Here is a 17,933-nt window from a genome sequence, read left to right on the forward strand (position 1 = left end):
TTCTTCCGGCACAAATGCGCTGTTATAAGAGACCTTCATGACTGGCCGCGGATTATAAGTAAAGCAGAAATGGGCAACGTATGACGATTGCCCTCAGTTGACGATGGGGTGTTTATTGCAGGTACGACGCATCAGCGCCTTATTCAACCTGCTCTACCTGGTCGCTATAACGTAAAAAACGCAGCAGCGAGTTTGAAAGATGTTTTTGGCGATGATGGACGCGCCAAAGCGTGCGGACCAGACGTGGCAACGGCACCGGAACTTCGCTTAACGTTCCTGCCTGCAGTTGTTCTGCAATAACCCGACGCGACAAGCAGCTGATCCCGAGACCATGGCGCACCGCATGCTTAATAGCCTCAGAGTTACCCAACTCCATTGCCATCTGAAATCTCGGTAGATGAGACAACAGCAGGTAATCCACCAGCTCGCGAGTACCAGACCCACGTTCGCGCAGGATCCAGGGCGAAGCCGCAAGTTGCTCCAGCGTCACGGGCCCCGTGGTTAGCGGCGATGACGGCGCAGCAAATACCACCAGTTCATCTTCCAGCCACGGTTCAGAGATGATTTCGGTACTGTGACAGGGCCCTTCAATCAGCCCGATATCGACCCGAAAATCCAGCACGGCATTGATAACATCCTGGCTGTTGCCCACGCTGAGTTCCAGCGGCAAATCGGGGAAATCCCGCCGGTAACCTGCAATCATGGCAGGTAAAATATAGTTGCCAATGGTGCTACTGGCATAGACGCGAATCGCGCCATTATCTTCACGAAAAAGCTGTTCAATTTCTGTCGTTTGCTCGAGCAAGGCCAACGCACGCGGATAGAGTAAGCGCCCGTGCTCATTAACGACCAGTCGCTTGCCGACGCGGTCAAACAGTTGCACGCCAAGTTGCCCCTCTAAATCGGTAAGCGCAGCACTGACCGCTGACTGCGACAATGACAACATGACAGATGCCTGAGTCGTCGAGCCGCTTTTCAGTACCTCAGCAAACACTTCAAGTTGTCGCAGGGTGATATGCATAGTCGTTTTCCACCGGGTAGCCCGTGCTTACCACTTATAAAGATTAATTATAAATATATAATCAATTTTATTTTTAAGCCACTTCACCTTACAATTTTTGCCAAGAAATCATTCAAATTGTTCAGGAGGGGTTATGACTGAACTCGCCCTACAGAATCATCGTCGTACAGTGTGGCATTTTATTCCGGGGCTTGCCCTGAGTGCAGTTATCACCGGGGCCGCCTTATGGGGAGGTTCCATTCCCGCCGTCGCAGGTGCCGGGTTCAGCGCCCTCACCTTAGCCATTTTATTCGGGATGGTTATCGGCAACACCGTGTATCCACAAATCTGGAAAAGCTGTGACGGTGGCGTGCTGTTTGCCAAGCAACATTTACTGCGTCTGGGGATCATCCTTTATGGTTTCCGCCTCACCTTCGCGCAAATTGCTGACGTCGGCGTCAGCGGTATCGTGATTGATGTGTTAACGCTCAGCAGCACCTTTATGATTGCCTGCTTCCTTGGGCAGAAAGTGTTTGGTCTGGACCGCCACACCAGTTGGCTGATTGGCGCGGGGAGCAGCATTTGTGGTGCCGCCGCCGTATTAGCCACCGAGCCGGTGGTGAAAGCAGAAGCCAGTAAGGTAACGGTCGCCGTTGCTACCGTGGTTATCTTCGGGACCATTGCTATCTTCCTGTACCCGGCAATGTACCCGCTACTGGCGCACTGGTTTAGCCCGGAAACCTACGGGATTTATATTGGCTCCACGATGCATGAAGTCGCACAGGTTGTTGCTGCCGGGCATGCAATCACCCCGGAAGCTGAAAACGCAGCCGTCATTGCTAAAATGCTGCGCGTCATGATGCTGGCTCCGTTCCTCATCATCCTGGCAGCACGTGTTAAACAACTGTCTCCGGCGGCCAGCGGAGAAAAAAGTAAAATCACTATTCCGTGGTTTGCCATCCTGTTTATTGTGGTCGCGATTTTTAACTCGTTCCACCTGCTGCCGCAGTCGGTAGTGAACATGCTGGTAACGCTGGATACCATTTTGCTGGCAATGGCGATGGCCGCGCTGGGGCTGACCACTCACGTTAGCGCCCTGAAAAAAGCCGGTGCAAAACCTCTGCTGATGGCACTGGTGCTGTTTGTCTGGCTGATTGTGGGCGGTGGCGCGATTAACCTCGCTATCCACGCGCTGATGGCATAAACGAGCACGACTCCCCCCCATTAACCCGCTATACTCTCCCCTTTTGAGTATGGCGGGTTTAATTTATGAAATATATTGGAGCGCACGTAAGCGCCGCTGGCGGTCTGGCTAACGCCGCTATTCGAGCCGCAGAAATCGAAGCGACCGCATTCGCCCTGTTCACCAAGAATCAGCGTCAGTGGCGTGCCGCGCCGCTGACCACCGAAATCATTGATGATTTCAAATCTGCCTGCGAGAAGTATCACTATACTTCTGCGCAAATCCTGCCTCACGACAGCTACCTGATAAACCTCGGTCATCCGGTCAGCGACGCGCTGGAAAAATCACGCGATGCTTTTCTTGATGAAATGCAGCGCTGCGAGCAGCTTGGTTTATCCCTGCTTAACTTTCACCCGGGCAGCCACTTAATGCAGATCCCGGAAGATGAATGCCTGGCGCGTATTGCCGAATCAATCAACATTGTCCTTGCTCAAACTCAGGGCGTGACGGCAGTCATTGAAAACACCGCCGGGCAAGGCAGTAATCTTGGTTTTAAATTCGAGCATCTGGCGGCAATCATCGACGGCGTCGAGGATAAATCCCGTGTCGGCGTCTGCATCGACACCTGCCACGCCTTCGCGGCCGGTTACGATTTGCGTTCCGTTGACGAGTGTGAAAAGACATTCGCTGAATTTGAACGTATTGTCGGCTTTAACTATTTACGCGGTATGCACCTGAACGATGCCAAGAGCGCATTTGGCAGCCGCGTTGACCGTCACCATAGCTTAGGGGAAGGTAATATCGGTCACGATGCATTCCGCTGGATCATGCAGGACAACCGTTTTGACGGCATCCCACTGATACTGGAAACCATTAATCCAGATATCTGGGCAGAAGAGATTGCCTGGCTGAAAGCGCAGCAAACTGAAAAAGCGGTGGCCTAATCATGAACGACAGGGAAAAGCAGATCCTTAAGATCCTGCGACGTAATCCGTTGATTCAGCAGAATGAAATCGCCGATATTTTGCAGATCAGCCGTTCGCGCGTCGCCGCACATATTATGGATTTGATGCGCAAAGGAATGATCAAAGGTAAAGGTTATATCCTTACCGAACAAGATTATTGCGTCGTCGTCGGAGCTATCAACATGGATATCCGGGGTATTGCAGACATCCACTATCCTCAAGCCGCATCTAACCCCGGCAGCATCCACTGTTCTGCAGGCGGCGTGGGACGCAATATCGCTCATAATTTGGCGCTGCTGGGCCGTGACGTGCATTTAATCTCCGCTGTTGGTAGCGATTTCTATGGCGAAACGCTACTGGAACAGACCCGTCAGGCTGGTGTTAACGTTTCCAATTGCATTCGTCTGCATGGACATAACACCTCCACCTATTTGTCGATCGCGAATCAGCAGGAAGAGACCGTACTGGCGATTAACGATACCCACATTCTGCAACAGCTAACGCCGCAGTTGCTGAACGGTTCACGGGATCTTATCCGCCATTCCGGCGTCGTGCTGGCGGATTGCAACCTGACTGCTGAAGCCATCGAGTGGGTATTTACTATTGCTGATGACATTCCGGTATTTATTGATACCGTTTCAGAGTTCAAAGCGGCAAAAATGAAGACCTGGTTTACACGTATTCATACGCTCAAACCCACGCAGAAAGAGCTGGGCATTTTATGGGGTAAGCCTGTCCAGTCGGATGCGGATCGCATGCAGGCCGTCAACGACCTTCATCAGCAAGGAGTAAAACGCATCTTTGTGTGTCTGGAAGACGAATCCGTTTTTTGCAGCGAAAAGGACGGCGAACAGTTTTTATTGACGCCGCCTGAGCATACGGTGGTAGACAGTTTTGGCGCCGATGACGCTTTTATGGCGGGATTACTGTACAGCTTTCTGGAAGGTAGCGAGTTTCGTGAAAGCGCGCAGTTTGCCATGGCCTGCGCGGCATTATCGCGGGCCAGCGTCAGTATCAACAACCCAACGCTCTCCGCCGATAATGCCCTGTATTTGCTGAAAACCGCTTAGATATAATGCCGGATGGCGCTCTGCTTATCCGGCCTACAAACTTTATTTTATGCCAGTCCGATAAAGAAACCGGCTATTGTGGCGCTCATCAGGTTAGAAAGCGTTGCCGCTGCCAAAGCACGCATTCCAAGTTGCGCGATTTCCGGTGCGCGCTGTGGCGCAATGGCTGAAAACGCACCGACGACAACACCAATTGAACCAAAGTTTGCAAAACCACACAAAGCAAACGAGATAATCGCGATGGTCTTCACGTCCAGCGCACCGCCCATTTGCAGATACGGTGAGAAGTTGAGATAAGCGACAAATTCGTTGATCGCCAGCTTCTGTCCAATCAGGCTACCTGCCAGCGTCGCATCGCTCCAGTCCACGCCCATAATCCACGCCAGCGGGGCCAGAATATAGCCAAAAATGCCTTCCAGAGTGGCGTGACCGAAGCCAAACCAACCACCAACGCCACCAATAATGCCGTTAATTAACGCAATAATGGCGACAAATGCCATTACCACCGTCGCCACACCTGCGGCGATTTTCAGCCCGGTCATCGCCCCACTGGCCGCCGCTTCGATGATGCTTTTCGGCGGCGTTTCCGTAAATGACAGGTTTTCAAAGGTGACGCGAGACTCTTCCGTTGCCGGACTCAGCATACGCGCGAACAAAATACCGCCAGGGATTGCCATCAATGATGCCGCCAACAAATAATCGATGGGTACACCCATTCCGGCATAACCAATCATCATTGAACCCGCAATAGATGCCATCCCGCTACAAATTGCAGTAAACAGCTCATTGCGATTCAGGCGATCAATAAAGGGTTTCACGATTGCCGGAATTTCGTTTTGCCCGAGAAAAATCGTCGTCACCGCGACAAATGATTCGATTTTGCTGATGTTCAGCGCTTTCTGGAAAATACCACCGAGAATACGGATCAACAGTCCCATTACGCCAATGTAGTAAAGCAGGCTTATCAGCGCGGTAACAAAAATGATCGCGGGGAGTACCCGGAAGGCAAAGATAAAACCGGCACCGTCAAACAGCACATCCATTTTAGGACCGACCAACGAGCCGAAAATAAATGCGCTTCCCGCATCGCTATATGACATGACCTTGTGGACGCCGAGTGCAGCCTGTTCAACCAGCCATTTTCCCGGAGGGAAATACAACATGATACCGCCAATGGCGATTTGCAAAACCAACGCAGCGCCAACGGTACGCAGGCTAATCCGTTTTTTATTTACTGACAGCAGAAACGCGATGGCCAGTAATACCACCATACCCACAACACTTCTCATTATATCCATAATGAAATCCCTTCATGCCAGGAAACCCGGCGCTAACGCCAGGTTTTGGTAGGTTTGATATTCACGGGCGACCGCTTTCTGCCCGAAAAATTTGGTCAGGCGAGGCGTTGGTATTCCTTCGCAATCTCGCAAGCCAGTACGGCGTTGTTGAACACCAACTGAATGTTTGATTTCAGACTGTCGCCTCCGGTCAGTTCCGCAACCCGCGCCAGCAGGAACGGCGTGCTATCTTTGCCCACAACGCCCTGTTCTTCAGCTTCCTTCACGGCCCGATCGATTGCCGCGTTAATTTTTTCCTCTGCCATGGCAAACTGCTCCGGGATTGGATTGGCGACAACCAGGCCGCCGTTCAGACCGGTTTGCCATTTCACCGCCATCGCGCGGGCAATTTCTTTTGCGCTGTCCAGACGAATACTGACGTCAAACGGGCTGGTGCGGCAGAAAAATGCTGGCAGCGATGTTGTCTGATAACCAATGAGCGGTACACCGAAGGTTTCTAAATATTCAGTTGTTAATCCAAGGTCGAGAATAGATTTTGCCCCTGCGCAAATAACTGTAACATTGGTATGTGCCAGTTCTTGCAGATCCGCAGAAATATCAAATGTATGCTCAGCCCCGCGGTGAACACCGCCGATCCCCCCGGTTGCAAATACTTTAATTCCCGCCATAGCGGCAATAATCATGGTAGAGGCAACGGTAGTCGCGCCATTTTTCCCTGCGGCTACAACAAACGGTAAATCTCGGCGGCTAACTTTAGCAACGTTATGCCCTTCACGTCCTAAAAGTTCAATTTCGTCTTTACTCAAGCCAACTTTCATTACCCCGCCAATAATGGCAATGGTTGCAGGCACAGCACCATGTTTGCGAATAGTTTCTTCTACTTCAATTGCTGTTTGCGCATTTTGTGGAAATGGCATGCCATGGGAAATAATGGTTGACTCAAGTGCAATAATGGGTTTTTTACTGTTTAATGCTTCCTGAACTTCTGGAGATATTTGTAATAATTCAGAGGAAAGAGTTAATTCAGACATTCTGTGTTCTCCACTATTAAGCTAACATTCGCAACAGACAAATCAGGGTTGTTGGTATATTCACAGGCCAGTGCCATAGATGAGCAACCCTGCGCAAATCGAACCGAATCAATAAAGGGCAGACCGTCTACCCAGCAGGAAGCCAGTCCCGCCATCATGGCATCACCAGCCCCCGTGACATTAATGACGTGAGTTTTAATGGGCAGCGACCAGCCGCTACTCCCCGAGATATCACTGTAATAAACACCGTCCCCCCCCATGCTGAGCACCAGGCGGTTTAGGCCGCGTTCATGAAACCACGTGGCAACTTTGCCAACATCCTCTCGCCCGGAGAGTGCAATCCCACTCAGGGTTTCAGCTTCAAGTCGATTAGGTTTTAAGGTATGGATTTTGCCGAGCTGCTCGCGAATTTTAACGCACTTCCATGCCGATACCGGGTCAATAAACACCGGTACCTCGCCCGCATTTTCCAACACCCATGTCAGCGCGTCTTCACTGATATTACAGTCAGCGACAATGACTTTTGCTGCACGAATAAAATCACGATGTTGCGACAAAAAATCCGCTGAAATGTGGTCGGTAATACTCATATCATTTATGGCAACCAGCATCTCACCGGTATTATCAAGCAGCGACAAATAACTTGATGTATTTTCTCCAGCAACAATCAGGCATTTTTCGACATGAACGCCAGATTGATTAGTTTGCGCCAGCAATGATTGTCCATAGAAATCGTTACCAACTGCAGTCAGTAACCATGAATCTTTTCCCAACAGCGCCAAATTATGAGCGATATTGCGTCCCACGCCGCCTGGCGTAAATTTTATTTTCCCTGGATTCGAGTCCGCATAATTCAGAGAAGCATGCGAATACCCGGCGACATCCATATTGGCCGAGCCAATGGTTACTATGTATTCCTTTTCACGCATAGCACGTCCCCTGGCAATATAATTACCACTAATGAGTTCGTCAAAAATAACAATTGCTACAGCAAAGGTTATTAGAGCACATGTTCACTATCAAACACGTGTTCATGTTAGCCAGGTTTTTTGTAAAGTAAATCCATCCGCAAGATCTAAAACAAATAGATATGAACAGAGTCACAATTTTTTATAGATACAGTTTGCAAGGGAGAGAAAAAATGAGAGGCAGAACACAAATTGAGCAAACCAGAAAAAAACCTCCGGATAACCGGAGGTTTTTCAGATGTGCCAGGCAGACTGGTGTGTATTAACTGAGCGAAACCAGGTCCTCCGGCATGTGGTTGTACAAAATCCGCCAGAAGTGCTCAGCCGTTTTATTCAAGCGGGTATCCATCCGGTAAATATAGGCCTGAATAGGCACCATCAGTTCCGGCGTCTGCAGACAAACCAGCCGCTTGTCACGCAGTTCGTTTACGATAGTCCACGCCGGCAGCCAGGCGATACCATGGCCATCTAATGCCATATTTTTCAATAACTCACTCATCGAAGACATAAACAGTGTACGAGCAGAAATACCGCCCACTTCCGCCAGATGACGGTTTACCAATCTTCCCATGTAGGATGTACTGGTATAGTTCAGAATCGGCACCTGCGGCTGATAGATATCAAACAACGCCTTCCCCTGCGCGTCAGCCGCACAAACGGGATACAACTCAGACTCAAAAACCTTCAAACCGCAGAAGGGTGACTGCATTAAATCTTCATCCCGAAAAGAGATAATAAAATCACTTTTCCCTTCACGCAGGGTATTCACCGCTTGCACCACATCAATCGCCTCGACGTGATAAACAAACTCTTCCCCCCAGGCCGCCATTGAGTGCACTAATCTGGGCAACATCGTCAGCGACAGAGAATGCGCCGCCGCTATTTTAATATTGGGAACCCCAAGCAGGTTGTGCCCACTTAGCTCATCCAGATTGCATTCCAGCTGTTGCAGCAGGCTACGGGTTTGCGAATGGAATAGCTTGCCCTCCTCCGTGAGTTGCAGTGGACTCGTCGTGCGATCAAAAAGCTGTACTCCCACGGCGGATTCGAGCGCCTTGATCCGCCTGCTAAATGCCGGTTGGGATATATTGCGTTCCTCAGCCGCCTGGGAAAAATGACGACACGCCTCCAGCGTCAGGAAATCATATAACCATTTTGTCTCAATATTTTTCATGCCTGTCACGCGGATGTTTAAATAGGGTGATTAACCTAAAACATCATGCCAGAGGCGTTCCAGAGATGATATTGGCGATTAGCCACTGATGATTCGTTTTTTGCATCAAGCCTTCGTTTTTGGCATTAACATGTTGGCTTCGCCATTCAGTCATCCCCCTTCTCTGCAGGCAAAACTTCAGGTTTCGCACGCTTTCCGAACCTCATGGGAGGACGAAAGAAACTACAGTCATGCAGTTTTTGCATTTAGACAAACATTATTGCATTTCTCCTCTCGACTCCCTGCTGTTAAACATTAGGGCAAGATAAAAACAGCCTGAATATTATTTAACGGTAAATCGAGGTATATATCGTGAAAGGTTTAATTGGTGTACTGGGTGGTATGGGGCCAGCGGCAACCGTCGATCTCTTTAATAAATTCGTCACCTTTACCGCGGCACAACGTGACCAGGAACATATCCCATTAATTATTTCATCTATTCCTGACATTCCTGACCGAACTGACGCGTTAATGCATCATGGTAATTCCCCACTCCCGGCAATGCGCGATTATATGCATAAACTCGAAGATGCTGGCGCTGAGTGTATTGTCATCCCCTGTAATACCGCCCACTTTTGGTTTAATGAATTAAAAGAGTGCTGTCACACAGAGCTGCTCAGTATCGTTGAAACGACCATCAGCGAGGTCAGGAACTGTGGAAAATCACGTATTGGACTACTCGCCACCAACGCCACGTTGTACATGGGTCTCTATCAAAAAGGCATTGAATCTCTTGGGTTAACCTGCATCAGTCCTGACTCTGCCAGTCAGGAAAAAGTGATGGAAAGTATCTATTGCTTAAAAGCCGGTGATGTTAAGCGGGCGCAAACGCTGATGAATGAACAGGCTCAAGCACTCTTCTCTCGCGGCGCACAAGTTATCGTACTGGGATGTACTGAAGTTCCCGTCATCCTTGCTGAGGCTGTCAAAACGTCACCTGAAAAATATATTGATTCAACCGGTTCATTGGTTCGCGCCGGTATTAAATGGTACGAGAAACGCGTTGGTAAAGATCATCTTTTGGTGCAATGAAAATCTATGCCTGGTTAATTATTGCATTAAATAAATACCCATTTTAATAACGAATTATTCTCTGGCGGAGGCCATTATGATTTGGCTGGAAATTATCGTAGTGTTGGGCGCAATATTTTTTGGTATCCGCTTCGGCGGTATTGGTATTGGTTTATGTGGCGGGCTGGGGCTGGCTATTTTAACACTGGGATTTGGGTTGCAAATTGGTTCACCACCCGTTGACGTGATTCTCATTATTATGACGGTGGTAGTGGCTGCCTCAGCACTACAGGCCGCGGGTGGTATGGATTATCTGGTACGCGTTGCAGGGAATTTTATGCGGCGTAACCCTAAATATATCAATGTTATTGCGCCCATTATTACCTGGTCGATGACCATTATGGCGGGGACCGGATTTATTGTCTTCTCTACCCTACCGGTCATTGCCGAAGTAGCAAAAGAGTCCGGTATCCGCCCCTCACGCACGCTCGCAGGATCCGTCGTCGCCTCCCAGGTGGCAATATCCGGCTCGCCGATCAGCGCTGCAATGGCCGCAATGTTGACCATCATGGAGGGAAACGGCGTCAGCTTTATACAGGTCATGGCAGTATGCCTGCCGGCCTCGTTCGTTGCCGCAATGGTGGCGGCATTCATCGCTTCACGCCAGGGGTGCGAGCTACAGGATGATGAAGTGTATCTGCAACGCCTGCAAAAAGGTCTGGTCCGTAAATATGAAAGCCAGAGTAGCACGACGCCGGGTGCCGTGCTTTCCGTTGCCCTGTTTATGCTGGCAACGGTCGTCATCGTTATTCTTGCAGCATGTCCTCAACTACGTCCTGGATTCGATGCAGGTAACCCAATGAATACCCGGGATATCATCATTATCTGCATGTTATCTGCCGCTTGTCTGATGGTCGTACTGTGCAAAACATCGACAGATGCCATTGTACTGACATCCACTTTTCGAGCAGGTATGAGTTCGCTGGCCGTCATTCTCGGCATTGTTACACTGGGAACCACATTCATTGACGCACACTTAGCGGAAATTAAAGACATCGCGGGTAATATTCTACAGGCCTACCCGATGCTGTTGGCTCTGGTACTGTTTGGGACCTGCGCGCTGCTCTATTCGCAGGGAGCCACCACGCCGCTGATTATCCCGCTTGCCGTCGCGCTCGGCGTACCCACCTGGGCCATTCTGGCTTCCTACGTGGCAGTGACAGGTGTGTTTGTTCTACCCACATACCCCACTTCACTGGCGGCAATGGAGTTCGACACCACCGGGACAACGCGCGTGGGCAAATATGTCTTAAACCATCCGTTTATGTTGCCAGGACTGGGTGGGATCATCGCGGGCGTTGCCTTTGGTTTTATCATCGCGCCAATGATTGCCTGACCCGTTTTATTCAGGGGGGCCGAAAGCGATATCGCCTCCTGAATACTTCGCGACTTACCTGACCTGACTCACCATAGCAATACCGTCTTACCTTTAGCTATTTGCTTCACATCGCTGCTTTTAATCACGCGGTGATAGCCATAGGTGTCAGCATATTTTGTCAGTCCAGTCCCGGAATCCTGCTCAGGCTTGCCTTGCGTCTCTATCGTTGCCCCTGATGTTGTTGTCATCACCCAGGTGGTTGAGCACCCCGTAAGCAACAGCGTAGCGAGTGACAGAGAGGCAAAAATGTGCGTTTTTTTCATATTCGATTTCCGTGACGAGTTTGATTTAAGGGCACTTTATCGAATTTGGTTAAGACAGGATGGATTATTGTGGCGGTGCCGCAACTGCCGGGATCAAAGAATAAAAAAGGGCAGAGAAATCTCTGCCCAGGGAAGTAAAGAAGAGTTAGGCTACTTTCGCGACAGCGTCCACTTCCGGGCGCTTCAGCACCGCGTAGGAGAGACCGGCCACCAGCGTACCAGCAACAATCGCCAACAGGTAACCCAGTACAGGGGTAATGGCTCCTGGGATCAGCAGTACAAATAGTCCGCCGTGTGGCGCCATCAACTTCGCACCCACAGCCATTGAGATTGCTCCCGTCACCGCGCCACCGACGATACAGCATGGCAGAACACGCATCGGATCGCGTGCCGCGAACGGAATTGCCCCTTCGGTGATAAAGCATAAACCCAGAACCAGCGCCGCTTTGCCACCTTCCTGTTGTGCTTTGTCGAACTTGCGACGCGCAACCAGCGTTGCCAGACCCAGCGCCAACGGTGGCACCATACCTGCCGCCATAATGGCTGCCATCGGTGCATAAGTTTGCGTACTCAGCAGCCCCACTCCAAACGCGTAGGCCGCTTTGTTCACCGGACCGCCCATGTCGGTACACATCATGCCGCCAAGAATAGCGCCAAGCAGAACCGCATTCGCCGTCCCCATGGTTTGCAGCCAATGAGTCAGGCCTTCCAGAATGCCCGCAACCGGTTTACCAATCAGGTAAATCATTGCCAGACCAACGACCAGGCTCGAAAGCAGCGGAATAATCAGAATCGGTTTCAGCGCTTCCATACTCTGTGGGAGTTTCAACTTCGTGCTGATGAGCTTCGCCACATAACCGGCAAGGAAACCGGCGATAATCCCACCGATAAAGCCAGAACCGGTGCTTACCGCCAGCATACCGCCAATAAGACCCGGCGTCAGACCTGGGCGGTCAGCGATAGAAAATGCAATGTAACCTGCCAGAACGGGCACCATCAGTGCGAAGGCTGAGCCCCCACCAATCTGCATCAGTGCTGCCGCAAGCGTTCCCTGCTCTTTGAATGCTTCAATACCAAAGGCGAATGACAGCGCAATACACAGACCGCCCGCAACCACCATCGGCAGCATGTAAGACACACCGGTCAGCAGGTGACGATACGCGCCCGCGCCCTCTTTTTTTCCTTCGGTGGCCGCAGTCTGATTTTTCCCGGCTGGCTGATACGGGGTCGCTTCATCCAGCGCTTTATCCAGTTCCTGCTTCGTTTTCTTCAGCGCCAGGCCCGTAGACGTGCGATACATCGGTTTTCCAGCAAATTTCGCCAGATCAACCTCAATATCAGCCGCCACAATCACCAGATCGGCCTCGGCAACCTCTTCCGGCGTAATGGCATTACCTGCCCCTACTGAGCCGCGGGTTTCCACTTTCACCCACCAGCCGCGTTTTTTCGCTTCGGTTTCGATAGCTTCAGCAGCCATAAACGTATGTGCGACGCCTGTCGGACAGGCTGTCACTGCCACCACACGTTTTGGACCATTGCTTGCCGCTGGCGTTGCCACAACCGGCGCACTATATGGCTGCGCATGACCTTTTGCTTCACTGAGAAAAAGCTCGGGATGCGCAACCGCACGACCGATGTCACCCAGCCAGACTTTTTTGCCGTTCAGCGAATTGTCGACAGGCAGCTTATCGCCCAGGACAATCGCCAGCTCTGCATCATTTGGATTGTCGATGATCTCCAGATGCGCTTTCTGTGCCGCCGCTCCAAGCAGGGTTTTCGCCATATAGGCGCGAGCCTGGCCGAGATTAGCGTCAATAATCAGCAGCGTTTTCATTATGCCTCTCCTGCTGTCAGTTAAACGGTTTTAAGTCGACACGCGCCATCATTGCGGCCAACTGAGGACGATCGGTAATACCCACATTACTTTGGCTTACCGCCAGGGCGGCAACTGCCGTCGCCAGACGCAGGGTATGTTCGCTGGATTCACGCATCAGCAAGCCATAAATCAGACCGCCAACCATCGAATCACCCGCACCTACAGTGCTGACCACCTCAACTGACGGTGGCTTAGCAATCCATTCACCCGAAGCGTTGACCCACAACGCGCCTTCCGCACCGAGTGAAATCACCACGTGCGCAATGCCTTGCTCACGCAAAGCATGTGCCGCATCGATAACATCTTTCATTTCTGGCAGCTTACGGCCAGCCCAGATTTCCAGCTCACGACGGTTAGGTTTAACCAGCCACGGAGCTGCCTTCAGGCCAGCGACCAGCGCTTCACGACTACTATCAAAGATAATGCATGGACACTGGCTGCGCAGGCGCGTCATCCAGTCAGTGAATGCTTCAGGGCTCACGCCGGTCGGCAAGCTGCCGCTGACGCACACCATATCGAATTGCCCCAGCCAGCTTAGTGAGTCATTCACAAAGCGTTCCCAGTCAGCCGGTGTGACTTCAAAGCCGGAAAAATTGAAGTCAGAAACTTCACCATCTTTTTCAGTCAGCTTGACGTTAATTCGGGTACGCCCCTGCACCACCTGAAAACGGTTAGCGATGCCCAGTTCACTGAACAATTGCTGAAAACCATCCTGGTTGTCCTTACCCAGAAAGCCGCCGACCGTCACGTCAATCCCCAGGTCCTTAAGTACTTTTGCGACGTTAATCCCTTTTCCCGCCGCATGCAGACCGGTCGTTTTCACCAGATTGACTTCACCGCGTTCAATTTCCGGGCAAAAACCGACCAGATCGTAAGCCGGGTTCAGGGTGATAGTTGCAACACGTCTGCTCATTATGCGCCCTCCCCAAGGCCTGCCGCGATGGCATCGCCAATGGCTTTTAGCGCCTGTTCAGCATCTTCACCCTGTGCGGTGAAGCGCAGGTGGTGTCCTTTTTTCACGCCCAATGCCACAACTTTCATCAAACTGCGTCCATTTGCCGGTTTTCCGGTTCCATCAAGATTTGTCACGGTTATTTCACTATTAAATTGTTTAATCGTATTCACCAGCATGGTGCCCGGGCGGGCGTGTAAACCATGCTCATTACGCACTACAAACTCGGCACTCAGTACATCATCAGTTAATGCATCATCGCTGGTCAGCATCGCTAACACCGTTGCAGCATCCGCCTTCAGCAAACGGTCAGCTTTATTGCTCAGCAACAGATCGCCCAGACGCTTCAACACCGCAACGGGCTGGTCATCATTCATCGCGACAGTCACCAGCAGCGCAGCGGCTTCGCCCTGCACCTCAAATGCGGTTGCCGCACGACTGACCGCGACGGCGCTGCGCACATTGCCTTCAGCACAGTCATTCAGCCAGATGCCCTGACCAAGATTCATTGGTTGCTCGTTAATCGCTCTGGCCACAAAGGTGGCATCTACTGCACCGGCTTCTTTCAGACGCGCGGCGTTCAGCGCCTGCAGCGTCACCAGCGAATTGGCGACGACGTCCAACGACAGCGTTTCGTTATCAAGCTTCAGTTGCTCGCTCTGCTTTTCGCCCATCAGCAATGCGCGTAATTCTTCTGCCGTGGTGGCTGATTTCAGCTGTTCCGCAACCGAGTCATCACTCAATACATGAGTCAGCTGACGCAACAACCCAAGGTGCTCATCTGAGCTGGCCGCAATGCCGATAGCCACATACGCAATCTGACCTTCGCCCCACGTCACACCCTGCGGAAACTGAAACACCTGCACCCCGGTTTTCAGCACCTGATCGCGTGTGTCTGTCGTACCGTGAGGAATGGCAATACCATTGCCGAGAAACGTCGATGTTTGTTGTTCGCGCGCCAGCATGCCATTGACATAGCCGTCCGCAACGTTGCCCGCTTGCACAAGGGCTGCGGCAACCTGGCGAATAGCCTCTTCTTTGTTCCCGGCCTGTTCGCCCGGGTGAATATCCTGAACAGATAACTGGAACATGATTCTCCTCTCCTGCTGAATTGAAACGATTCAGCTAACATGAGAAAAAAGGCGTCACCCGACTCCATCAGTTAAGGTAAGATGACGCTGAAACGTTTCAATGAGTCTGGATCTTTCTGCTTCAGCACGCAAGTAAAGTTAACAATTAACTTGCTGAATTTAGATGTACCGCACATTTTCTCGGCGTTTCTTTGAAACAAGCTGACGCAAAAATGTGTTCAGCTACTCAACTTCAGCATCGTCAGCATGTGGCCTTCTCAGACTGAAATGACATTTTGATTTTCCATACCGATTTTGATTTAGTGCCCTGTTTATTTTCTGGCGAGCAGCGTAAACTCCGCCTCTCTTCACTCCACTGATAGCTAAACATGCATAACACCCCCGTAGCCGCCACACCCAAGGCGTTTGATTTAACGTCTTCGGCGTTCCTGCTTGTCGCTTTTCTCACGGGCATCGCCGGGGCATTACAGACGCCCACGCTCAGCCTTTTTCTGACCGATGAGGTCCATGCACGTCCGGGAATGGTGGGTTTCTTTTTTACCGGTAGCGCCGTCATCGGCATTTTGGTAAGCCAGTTTCTGGCCGGACGCTCTGACAAAAAAGGCGATCGTAAAAACCTGATCGTTTTTTGCTGTGTGCTGGGTATGCTGGCCTGCGTGTTGTTTGCCTGGAACCGTAACTATTTTATTCTGCTGTTTATCGGGGTATTCCTCAGCAGCTTTGGATCGACTGCCAACCCGCAAATGTTTGCGCTTGCTCGTGAACACGCCGATCGCACAGGCCGGGAAGCCGTCATGTTCAGCTCGATTTTACGTGCCCAGGTTTCACTGGCCTGGGTGATCGGCCCACCATTGGCCTACGCGCTGGCCATGGGGTTCAGCTTTACGGTGATGTATCTCAGCGCGGCGGTGGCGTTTGTTGTCTGCGGCGTAATGGTCTGGTTATTTTTACCCTCGATGAGTAAAAACGTCCCGCTCGCAACAGGCGCAGTTGAGGCCCCGCGCCGCAATCGACGCGACACGCTGCTGCTTTTTGCTATCTGCACATTAATGTGGGGCACCAACAGCCTCTATATCATTAATATGCCGCTGTTTATCATCAACGAACTGCATCTGCCTGAAAAACTCGCCGGTATCATGATGGGCACCGCCGCAGGACTGGAAATCCCAACCATGCTGATTGCGGGATATTTTGCGAAACGTCTGGGCAAACGTCTGTTGATGAGAATCGCCGTCATCGCCGGGTTCTTTTTTTATGCAGGCATGCTGTTGGCACATTCACCGATTGTTTTGCTCGGCTTACAGTTGCTGAACGCGATTTACATCGGCATCCTCGGCGGGATTGGCATGCTCTATTTTCAGGATTTAATGCCGGGGCAGGCGGGATCAGCCACAACGTTGTACACCAATACCATCCGCGTCGGCTGGATTATTGCCGGCTCACTGGCGGGGATTGCCGCTGAAATCTGGAACTATCACGCGGTGTTCTGGTTTGCGCTGGTGATGATCGTCGCGACGGTTGTGTGCCTGGCGCGCATCAAGGACGTTTAAGGCGCGGTCAGCGCTTCAAGCTCGATGAGATAAATCATGGCCTGGTGCGTCGTCTGTCCGCACATTTCCGCACTGGGCTGTAAACCGCCGCACACTTTTGGTCGCAACGGAGACGCAAAAATTTTACAGCGCAGGGATTCATCCAGCTGAACGCATGGCGTATTAGCAGGTTTGCCATCAGGCATGCCAGGGATGGGACTGGAGATTGAAGGCGCGGTGCAGCATGCACCACAATCCGGACGGCATTCCATACAGTACTCTCTTTATCGTAAACCATCGGATTGTGCGGGAAGCGCACAGTACCACCTTTTTGGCACCAGCAAAAGCATGAATTCCGCTTGCCTGAATGCCCCGGCGCGAGTAGTTTTACGCGATATTTTAGACACTCCTCACTACAGGATTTTTTCGATGCCAAGAGCGAACGAAATTAAAAAAGGTATGGTACTGAACTACAACGGCAAGCTGCTGATTGTAAAAGATATCGATATTCAATCACCGTCCGCACGTGGTGCAGCTACGCTGTACAAAATGCGTTTTTCTGATGTCCGTACCGGTCTGAAAGTTGAAGAGCGCTTCAAAGGTGACGATATCGTGGATACCGTCACCCTAAGCCGCCGCGGGGTTGATTTCTCCTACGTTGATGGCAACGAATATGTCTTTATGGATAAAGAAGACTATACCCCGTATACCTTCACCAAAGACCAGATTGAAGAAGAGCTGCTGTTCATCCCGGAAGGCGGAATGCCAGACATGCAGGTACTGACCTGGGACGGCCAACTGCTGGCGCTTGAACTGCCACAGACCGTAGACCTGGAAATCGTTGAAACCTCACCGGGTATTAAAGGTGCTTCAGCGAGTGCGCGTAACAAGCCAGCAACCCTGAGCACCGGTCTGGTGATCCAGGTTCCTGAGTATCTGAGTGCGGGTGAGAAAATCCGTATTCATATCGAAGAACGCCGCTATATGGGCCGTGCAGACTAATTTTCTGCCGCACATTGACGTATAAGGGACAGCGCAGGCTGTC

General features: G+C 51.2%; 17 protein-coding genes. 7 read left to right on the forward strand and 10 right to left on the reverse strand.

The genetic code is table 11. From position 1 onward, the window contains the following. Positions 1-139: 139 nt before the first annotated feature. Positions 140-1,021, reverse strand: coding sequence for a DNA-binding transcriptional regulator YeiE (gene yieE / locus AL515_RS16040; RefSeq protein ID WP_048211165.1), 882 nt, complete (start codon positions 1,019-1,021; stop codon positions 140-142). Positions 1,022-1,154: 133 nt separating this feature from the next. On the opposite strand from yieE, the gene AL515_RS16045 reads away from it, so the two are divergent. The 3 genes from AL515_RS16045 to AL515_RS16055 all read left to right on the forward strand — a co-directional run bounded on the left by AL515_RS16045 (position 1,155) and on the right by AL515_RS16055 (position 4,218). After that, entirely contained in the window at positions 1,155-2,204 is a 1,050-nt protein-coding gene (locus AL515_RS16045; RefSeq protein WP_048211164.1) for a YeiH family protein, read from the forward strand. A 65-nt stretch (positions 2,205-2,269) separates the two neighbouring features. Beyond that, positions 2,270-3,127, forward strand: a complete 858-nt coding sequence (nfo, locus tag AL515_RS16050; RefSeq protein ID WP_048211163.1) for a deoxyribonuclease IV — start codon at positions 2,270-2,272, stop codon at positions 3,125-3,127. A 2-nt stretch (positions 3,128-3,129) separates the two neighbouring features. Next, complete coding sequence (locus AL515_RS16055) at positions 3,130-4,218, forward strand: sugar kinase (protein WP_048211162.1); 1,089 nt, start codon at positions 3,130-3,132, stop codon at positions 4,216-4,218. A 47-nt stretch (positions 4,219-4,265) separates the two neighbouring features. Here AL515_RS16055 and AL515_RS16060 read toward each other — a convergent pair whose 3' ends face one another. The 4 genes from AL515_RS16060 to hypT all read right to left on the reverse strand — a co-directional run bounded on the left by AL515_RS16060 (position 4,266) and on the right by hypT (position 8,689). After that, positions 4,266-5,516, reverse strand: a complete 1,251-nt coding sequence (locus tag AL515_RS16060; protein WP_048211161.1) for a NupC/NupG family nucleoside CNT transporter — start codon at positions 5,514-5,516, stop codon at positions 4,266-4,268. A 95-nt stretch (positions 5,517-5,611) separates the two neighbouring features. Then, the gene (locus tag AL515_RS16065; RefSeq protein ID WP_061068167.1) at positions 5,612-6,547 is read right to left on the reverse strand and encodes a pseudouridine-5'-phosphate glycosidase; all 936 of its coding nucleotides are present in this window, start codon (positions 6,545-6,547) and stop codon (positions 5,612-5,614) included. Continuing rightward, positions 6,535-7,476, reverse strand: a complete 942-nt coding sequence (locus tag AL515_RS16070; protein ID WP_048211159.1) for a pseudouridine kinase — start codon at positions 7,474-7,476, stop codon at positions 6,535-6,537. Before AL515_RS16070 ends, AL515_RS16065 begins: the two co-directional genes overlap by 13 nt. Positions 7,477-7,777: 301 nt before the next feature. Then, positions 7,778-8,689 carry a hypochlorite stress DNA-binding transcriptional regulator HypT gene (gene hypT, locus AL515_RS16075; protein WP_061068168.1) on the reverse strand — a complete coding sequence of 304 codons (912 nt, stop codon included), beginning with the start codon at positions 8,687-8,689 and terminating at the stop codon, positions 7,778-7,780. 351 nt (positions 8,690-9,040) lie between these two features. Between hypT and AL515_RS16080 the strand changes: the two genes are divergently transcribed. Both AL515_RS16080 and AL515_RS16085 read left to right on the forward strand, forming a co-directional pair. Further along, a complete protein-coding gene (locus tag AL515_RS16080; protein WP_048211157.1) occupies positions 9,041-9,760 on the forward strand; it encodes an aspartate/glutamate racemase family protein in 720 nt (239 codons plus the stop codon). Positions 9,761-9,836: 76 nt separating this feature from the next. After that, positions 9,837-11,135 (forward strand): anaerobic C4-dicarboxylate transporter, encoded by a 1,299-nt coding sequence (locus AL515_RS16085; RefSeq protein ID WP_061068169.1) that lies wholly within the window; start codon positions 9,837-9,839, stop codon positions 11,133-11,135. A gap of 68 nt (positions 11,136-11,203) precedes the next feature. On the opposite strand, the gene AL515_RS16090 is transcribed toward AL515_RS16085, so the two are convergent. From AL515_RS16090 to fruB, 4 genes are all read right to left on the reverse strand, one after another. Then, positions 11,204-11,440 carry a YgdI/YgdR family lipoprotein gene (locus AL515_RS16090; RefSeq protein ID WP_061068170.1) on the reverse strand — a complete coding sequence of 79 codons (237 nt, stop codon included), beginning with the start codon at positions 11,438-11,440 and terminating at the stop codon, positions 11,204-11,206. 145 nt (positions 11,441-11,585) lie between these two features. Further along, the gene (gene fruA / locus AL515_RS16095) at positions 11,586-13,274 is read right to left on the reverse strand and encodes a PTS fructose transporter subunit IIBC (RefSeq protein ID WP_048211154.1); all 1,689 of its coding nucleotides are present in this window, start codon (positions 13,272-13,274) and stop codon (positions 11,586-11,588) included. A gap of 16 nt (positions 13,275-13,290) precedes the next feature. Then, the gene (gene fruK, locus AL515_RS16100; protein WP_003027446.1) at positions 13,291-14,229 is read right to left on the reverse strand and encodes a 1-phosphofructokinase; all 939 of its coding nucleotides are present in this window, start codon (positions 14,227-14,229) and stop codon (positions 13,291-13,293) included. Then, complete coding sequence (gene fruB, locus AL515_RS16105; RefSeq protein WP_061068171.1) at positions 14,229-15,359, reverse strand: fused PTS fructose transporter subunit IIA/HPr protein; 1,131 nt, start codon at positions 15,357-15,359, stop codon at positions 14,229-14,231. Before fruB ends, fruK begins: the two co-directional genes overlap by 1 nt. 368 nt (positions 15,360-15,727) lie before the next feature. On the opposite strand from fruB, the gene setB reads away from it, so the two are divergent. After that, the gene (setB, locus tag AL515_RS16110) at positions 15,728-16,909 is read left to right on the forward strand and encodes a sugar efflux transporter SetB (protein ID WP_061068172.1); all 1,182 of its coding nucleotides are present in this window, start codon (positions 15,728-15,730) and stop codon (positions 16,907-16,909) included. On the opposite strand, the gene AL515_RS16115 is transcribed toward setB, so the two are convergent. Further along, positions 16,906-17,160: a YkgJ family cysteine cluster protein gene (locus AL515_RS16115; protein WP_040230605.1), complete on the reverse strand. Its 255-nt coding sequence runs from the start codon at positions 17,158-17,160 to the stop codon at positions 16,906-16,908. The genes setB and AL515_RS16115 overlap by 4 nt on opposite strands. A gap of 157 nt (positions 17,161-17,317) precedes the next feature. Between AL515_RS16115 and yeiP the strand changes: the two genes are divergently transcribed. Next, positions 17,318-17,890, forward strand: a complete 573-nt coding sequence (gene yeiP / locus AL515_RS16120; RefSeq protein ID WP_005129255.1) for an elongation factor P-like protein YeiP — start codon at positions 17,318-17,320, stop codon at positions 17,888-17,890. The last annotated feature ends 43 nt before the right edge of the window (positions 17,891-17,933 follow it).

Origin of the sequence: Citrobacter sp. FDAARGOS_156 (assembly GCF_001559235.2) — a bacterium.
Lineage (GTDB): Bacteria > Pseudomonadota > Gammaproteobacteria > Enterobacterales > Enterobacteriaceae > Citrobacter > Citrobacter youngae.

Excerpts from the sequence above, each read along its gene's own strand:
- AL515_RS16055 (WP_048211162.1), top strand. The coding sequence starts at position 3,130 with ATGAACGACAGGGAAAAGCAGATCCTTAAGATCCTGCGACGTAATCCG.
- AL515_RS16085 (WP_061068169.1), top strand. The coding sequence starts at position 9,837 with ATGATTTGGCTGGAAATTATCGTAGTGTTGGGCGCAATATTTTTTGGT.
- yieE (WP_048211165.1), bottom strand. The coding sequence starts at position 1,021 with ATGCATATCACCCTGCGACAACTTGAAGTGTTTGCTGAGGTACTGAAA.
- fruB (WP_061068171.1), bottom strand. The coding sequence starts at position 15,359 with ATGTTCCAGTTATCTGTTCAGGATATTCACCCGGGCGAACAGGCCGGG.
- nfo (WP_048211163.1), top strand. The coding sequence starts at position 2,270 with ATGAAATATATTGGAGCGCACGTAAGCGCCGCTGGCGGTCTGGCTAAC.
- AL515_RS16090 (WP_061068170.1), bottom strand. The coding sequence starts at position 11,440 with ATGAAAAAAACGCACATTTTTGCCTCTCTGTCACTCGCTACGCTGTTG.
- fruA (WP_048211154.1), bottom strand. The coding sequence starts at position 13,274 with ATGAAAACGCTGCTGATTATTGACGCTAATCTCGGCCAGGCTCGCGCC.
- fruK (WP_003027446.1), bottom strand. The coding sequence starts at position 14,229 with ATGAGCAGACGTGTTGCAACTATCACCCTGAACCCGGCTTACGATCTG.
- yeiP (WP_005129255.1), top strand. The coding sequence starts at position 17,318 with ATGCCAAGAGCGAACGAAATTAAAAAAGGTATGGTACTGAACTACAAC.
- AL515_RS16070 (WP_048211159.1), bottom strand. The coding sequence starts at position 7,476 with ATGCGTGAAAAGGAATACATAGTAACCATTGGCTCGGCCAATATGGAT.
- AL515_RS16115 (WP_040230605.1), bottom strand. The coding sequence starts at position 17,160 with ATGGAATGCCGTCCGGATTGTGGTGCATGCTGCACCGCGCCTTCAATC.
- hypT (WP_061068168.1), bottom strand. The coding sequence starts at position 8,689 with ATGAAAAATATTGAGACAAAATGGTTATATGATTTCCTGACGCTGGAG.
- AL515_RS16065 (WP_061068167.1), bottom strand. The coding sequence starts at position 6,547 with ATGTCTGAATTAACTCTTTCCTCTGAATTATTACAAATATCTCCAGAA.
- AL515_RS16060 (WP_048211161.1), bottom strand. The coding sequence starts at position 5,516 with ATGGATATAATGAGAAGTGTTGTGGGTATGGTGGTATTACTGGCCATC.
- setB (WP_061068172.1), top strand. The coding sequence starts at position 15,728 with ATGCATAACACCCCCGTAGCCGCCACACCCAAGGCGTTTGATTTAACG.
- AL515_RS16045 (WP_048211164.1), top strand. The coding sequence starts at position 1,155 with ATGACTGAACTCGCCCTACAGAATCATCGTCGTACAGTGTGGCATTTT.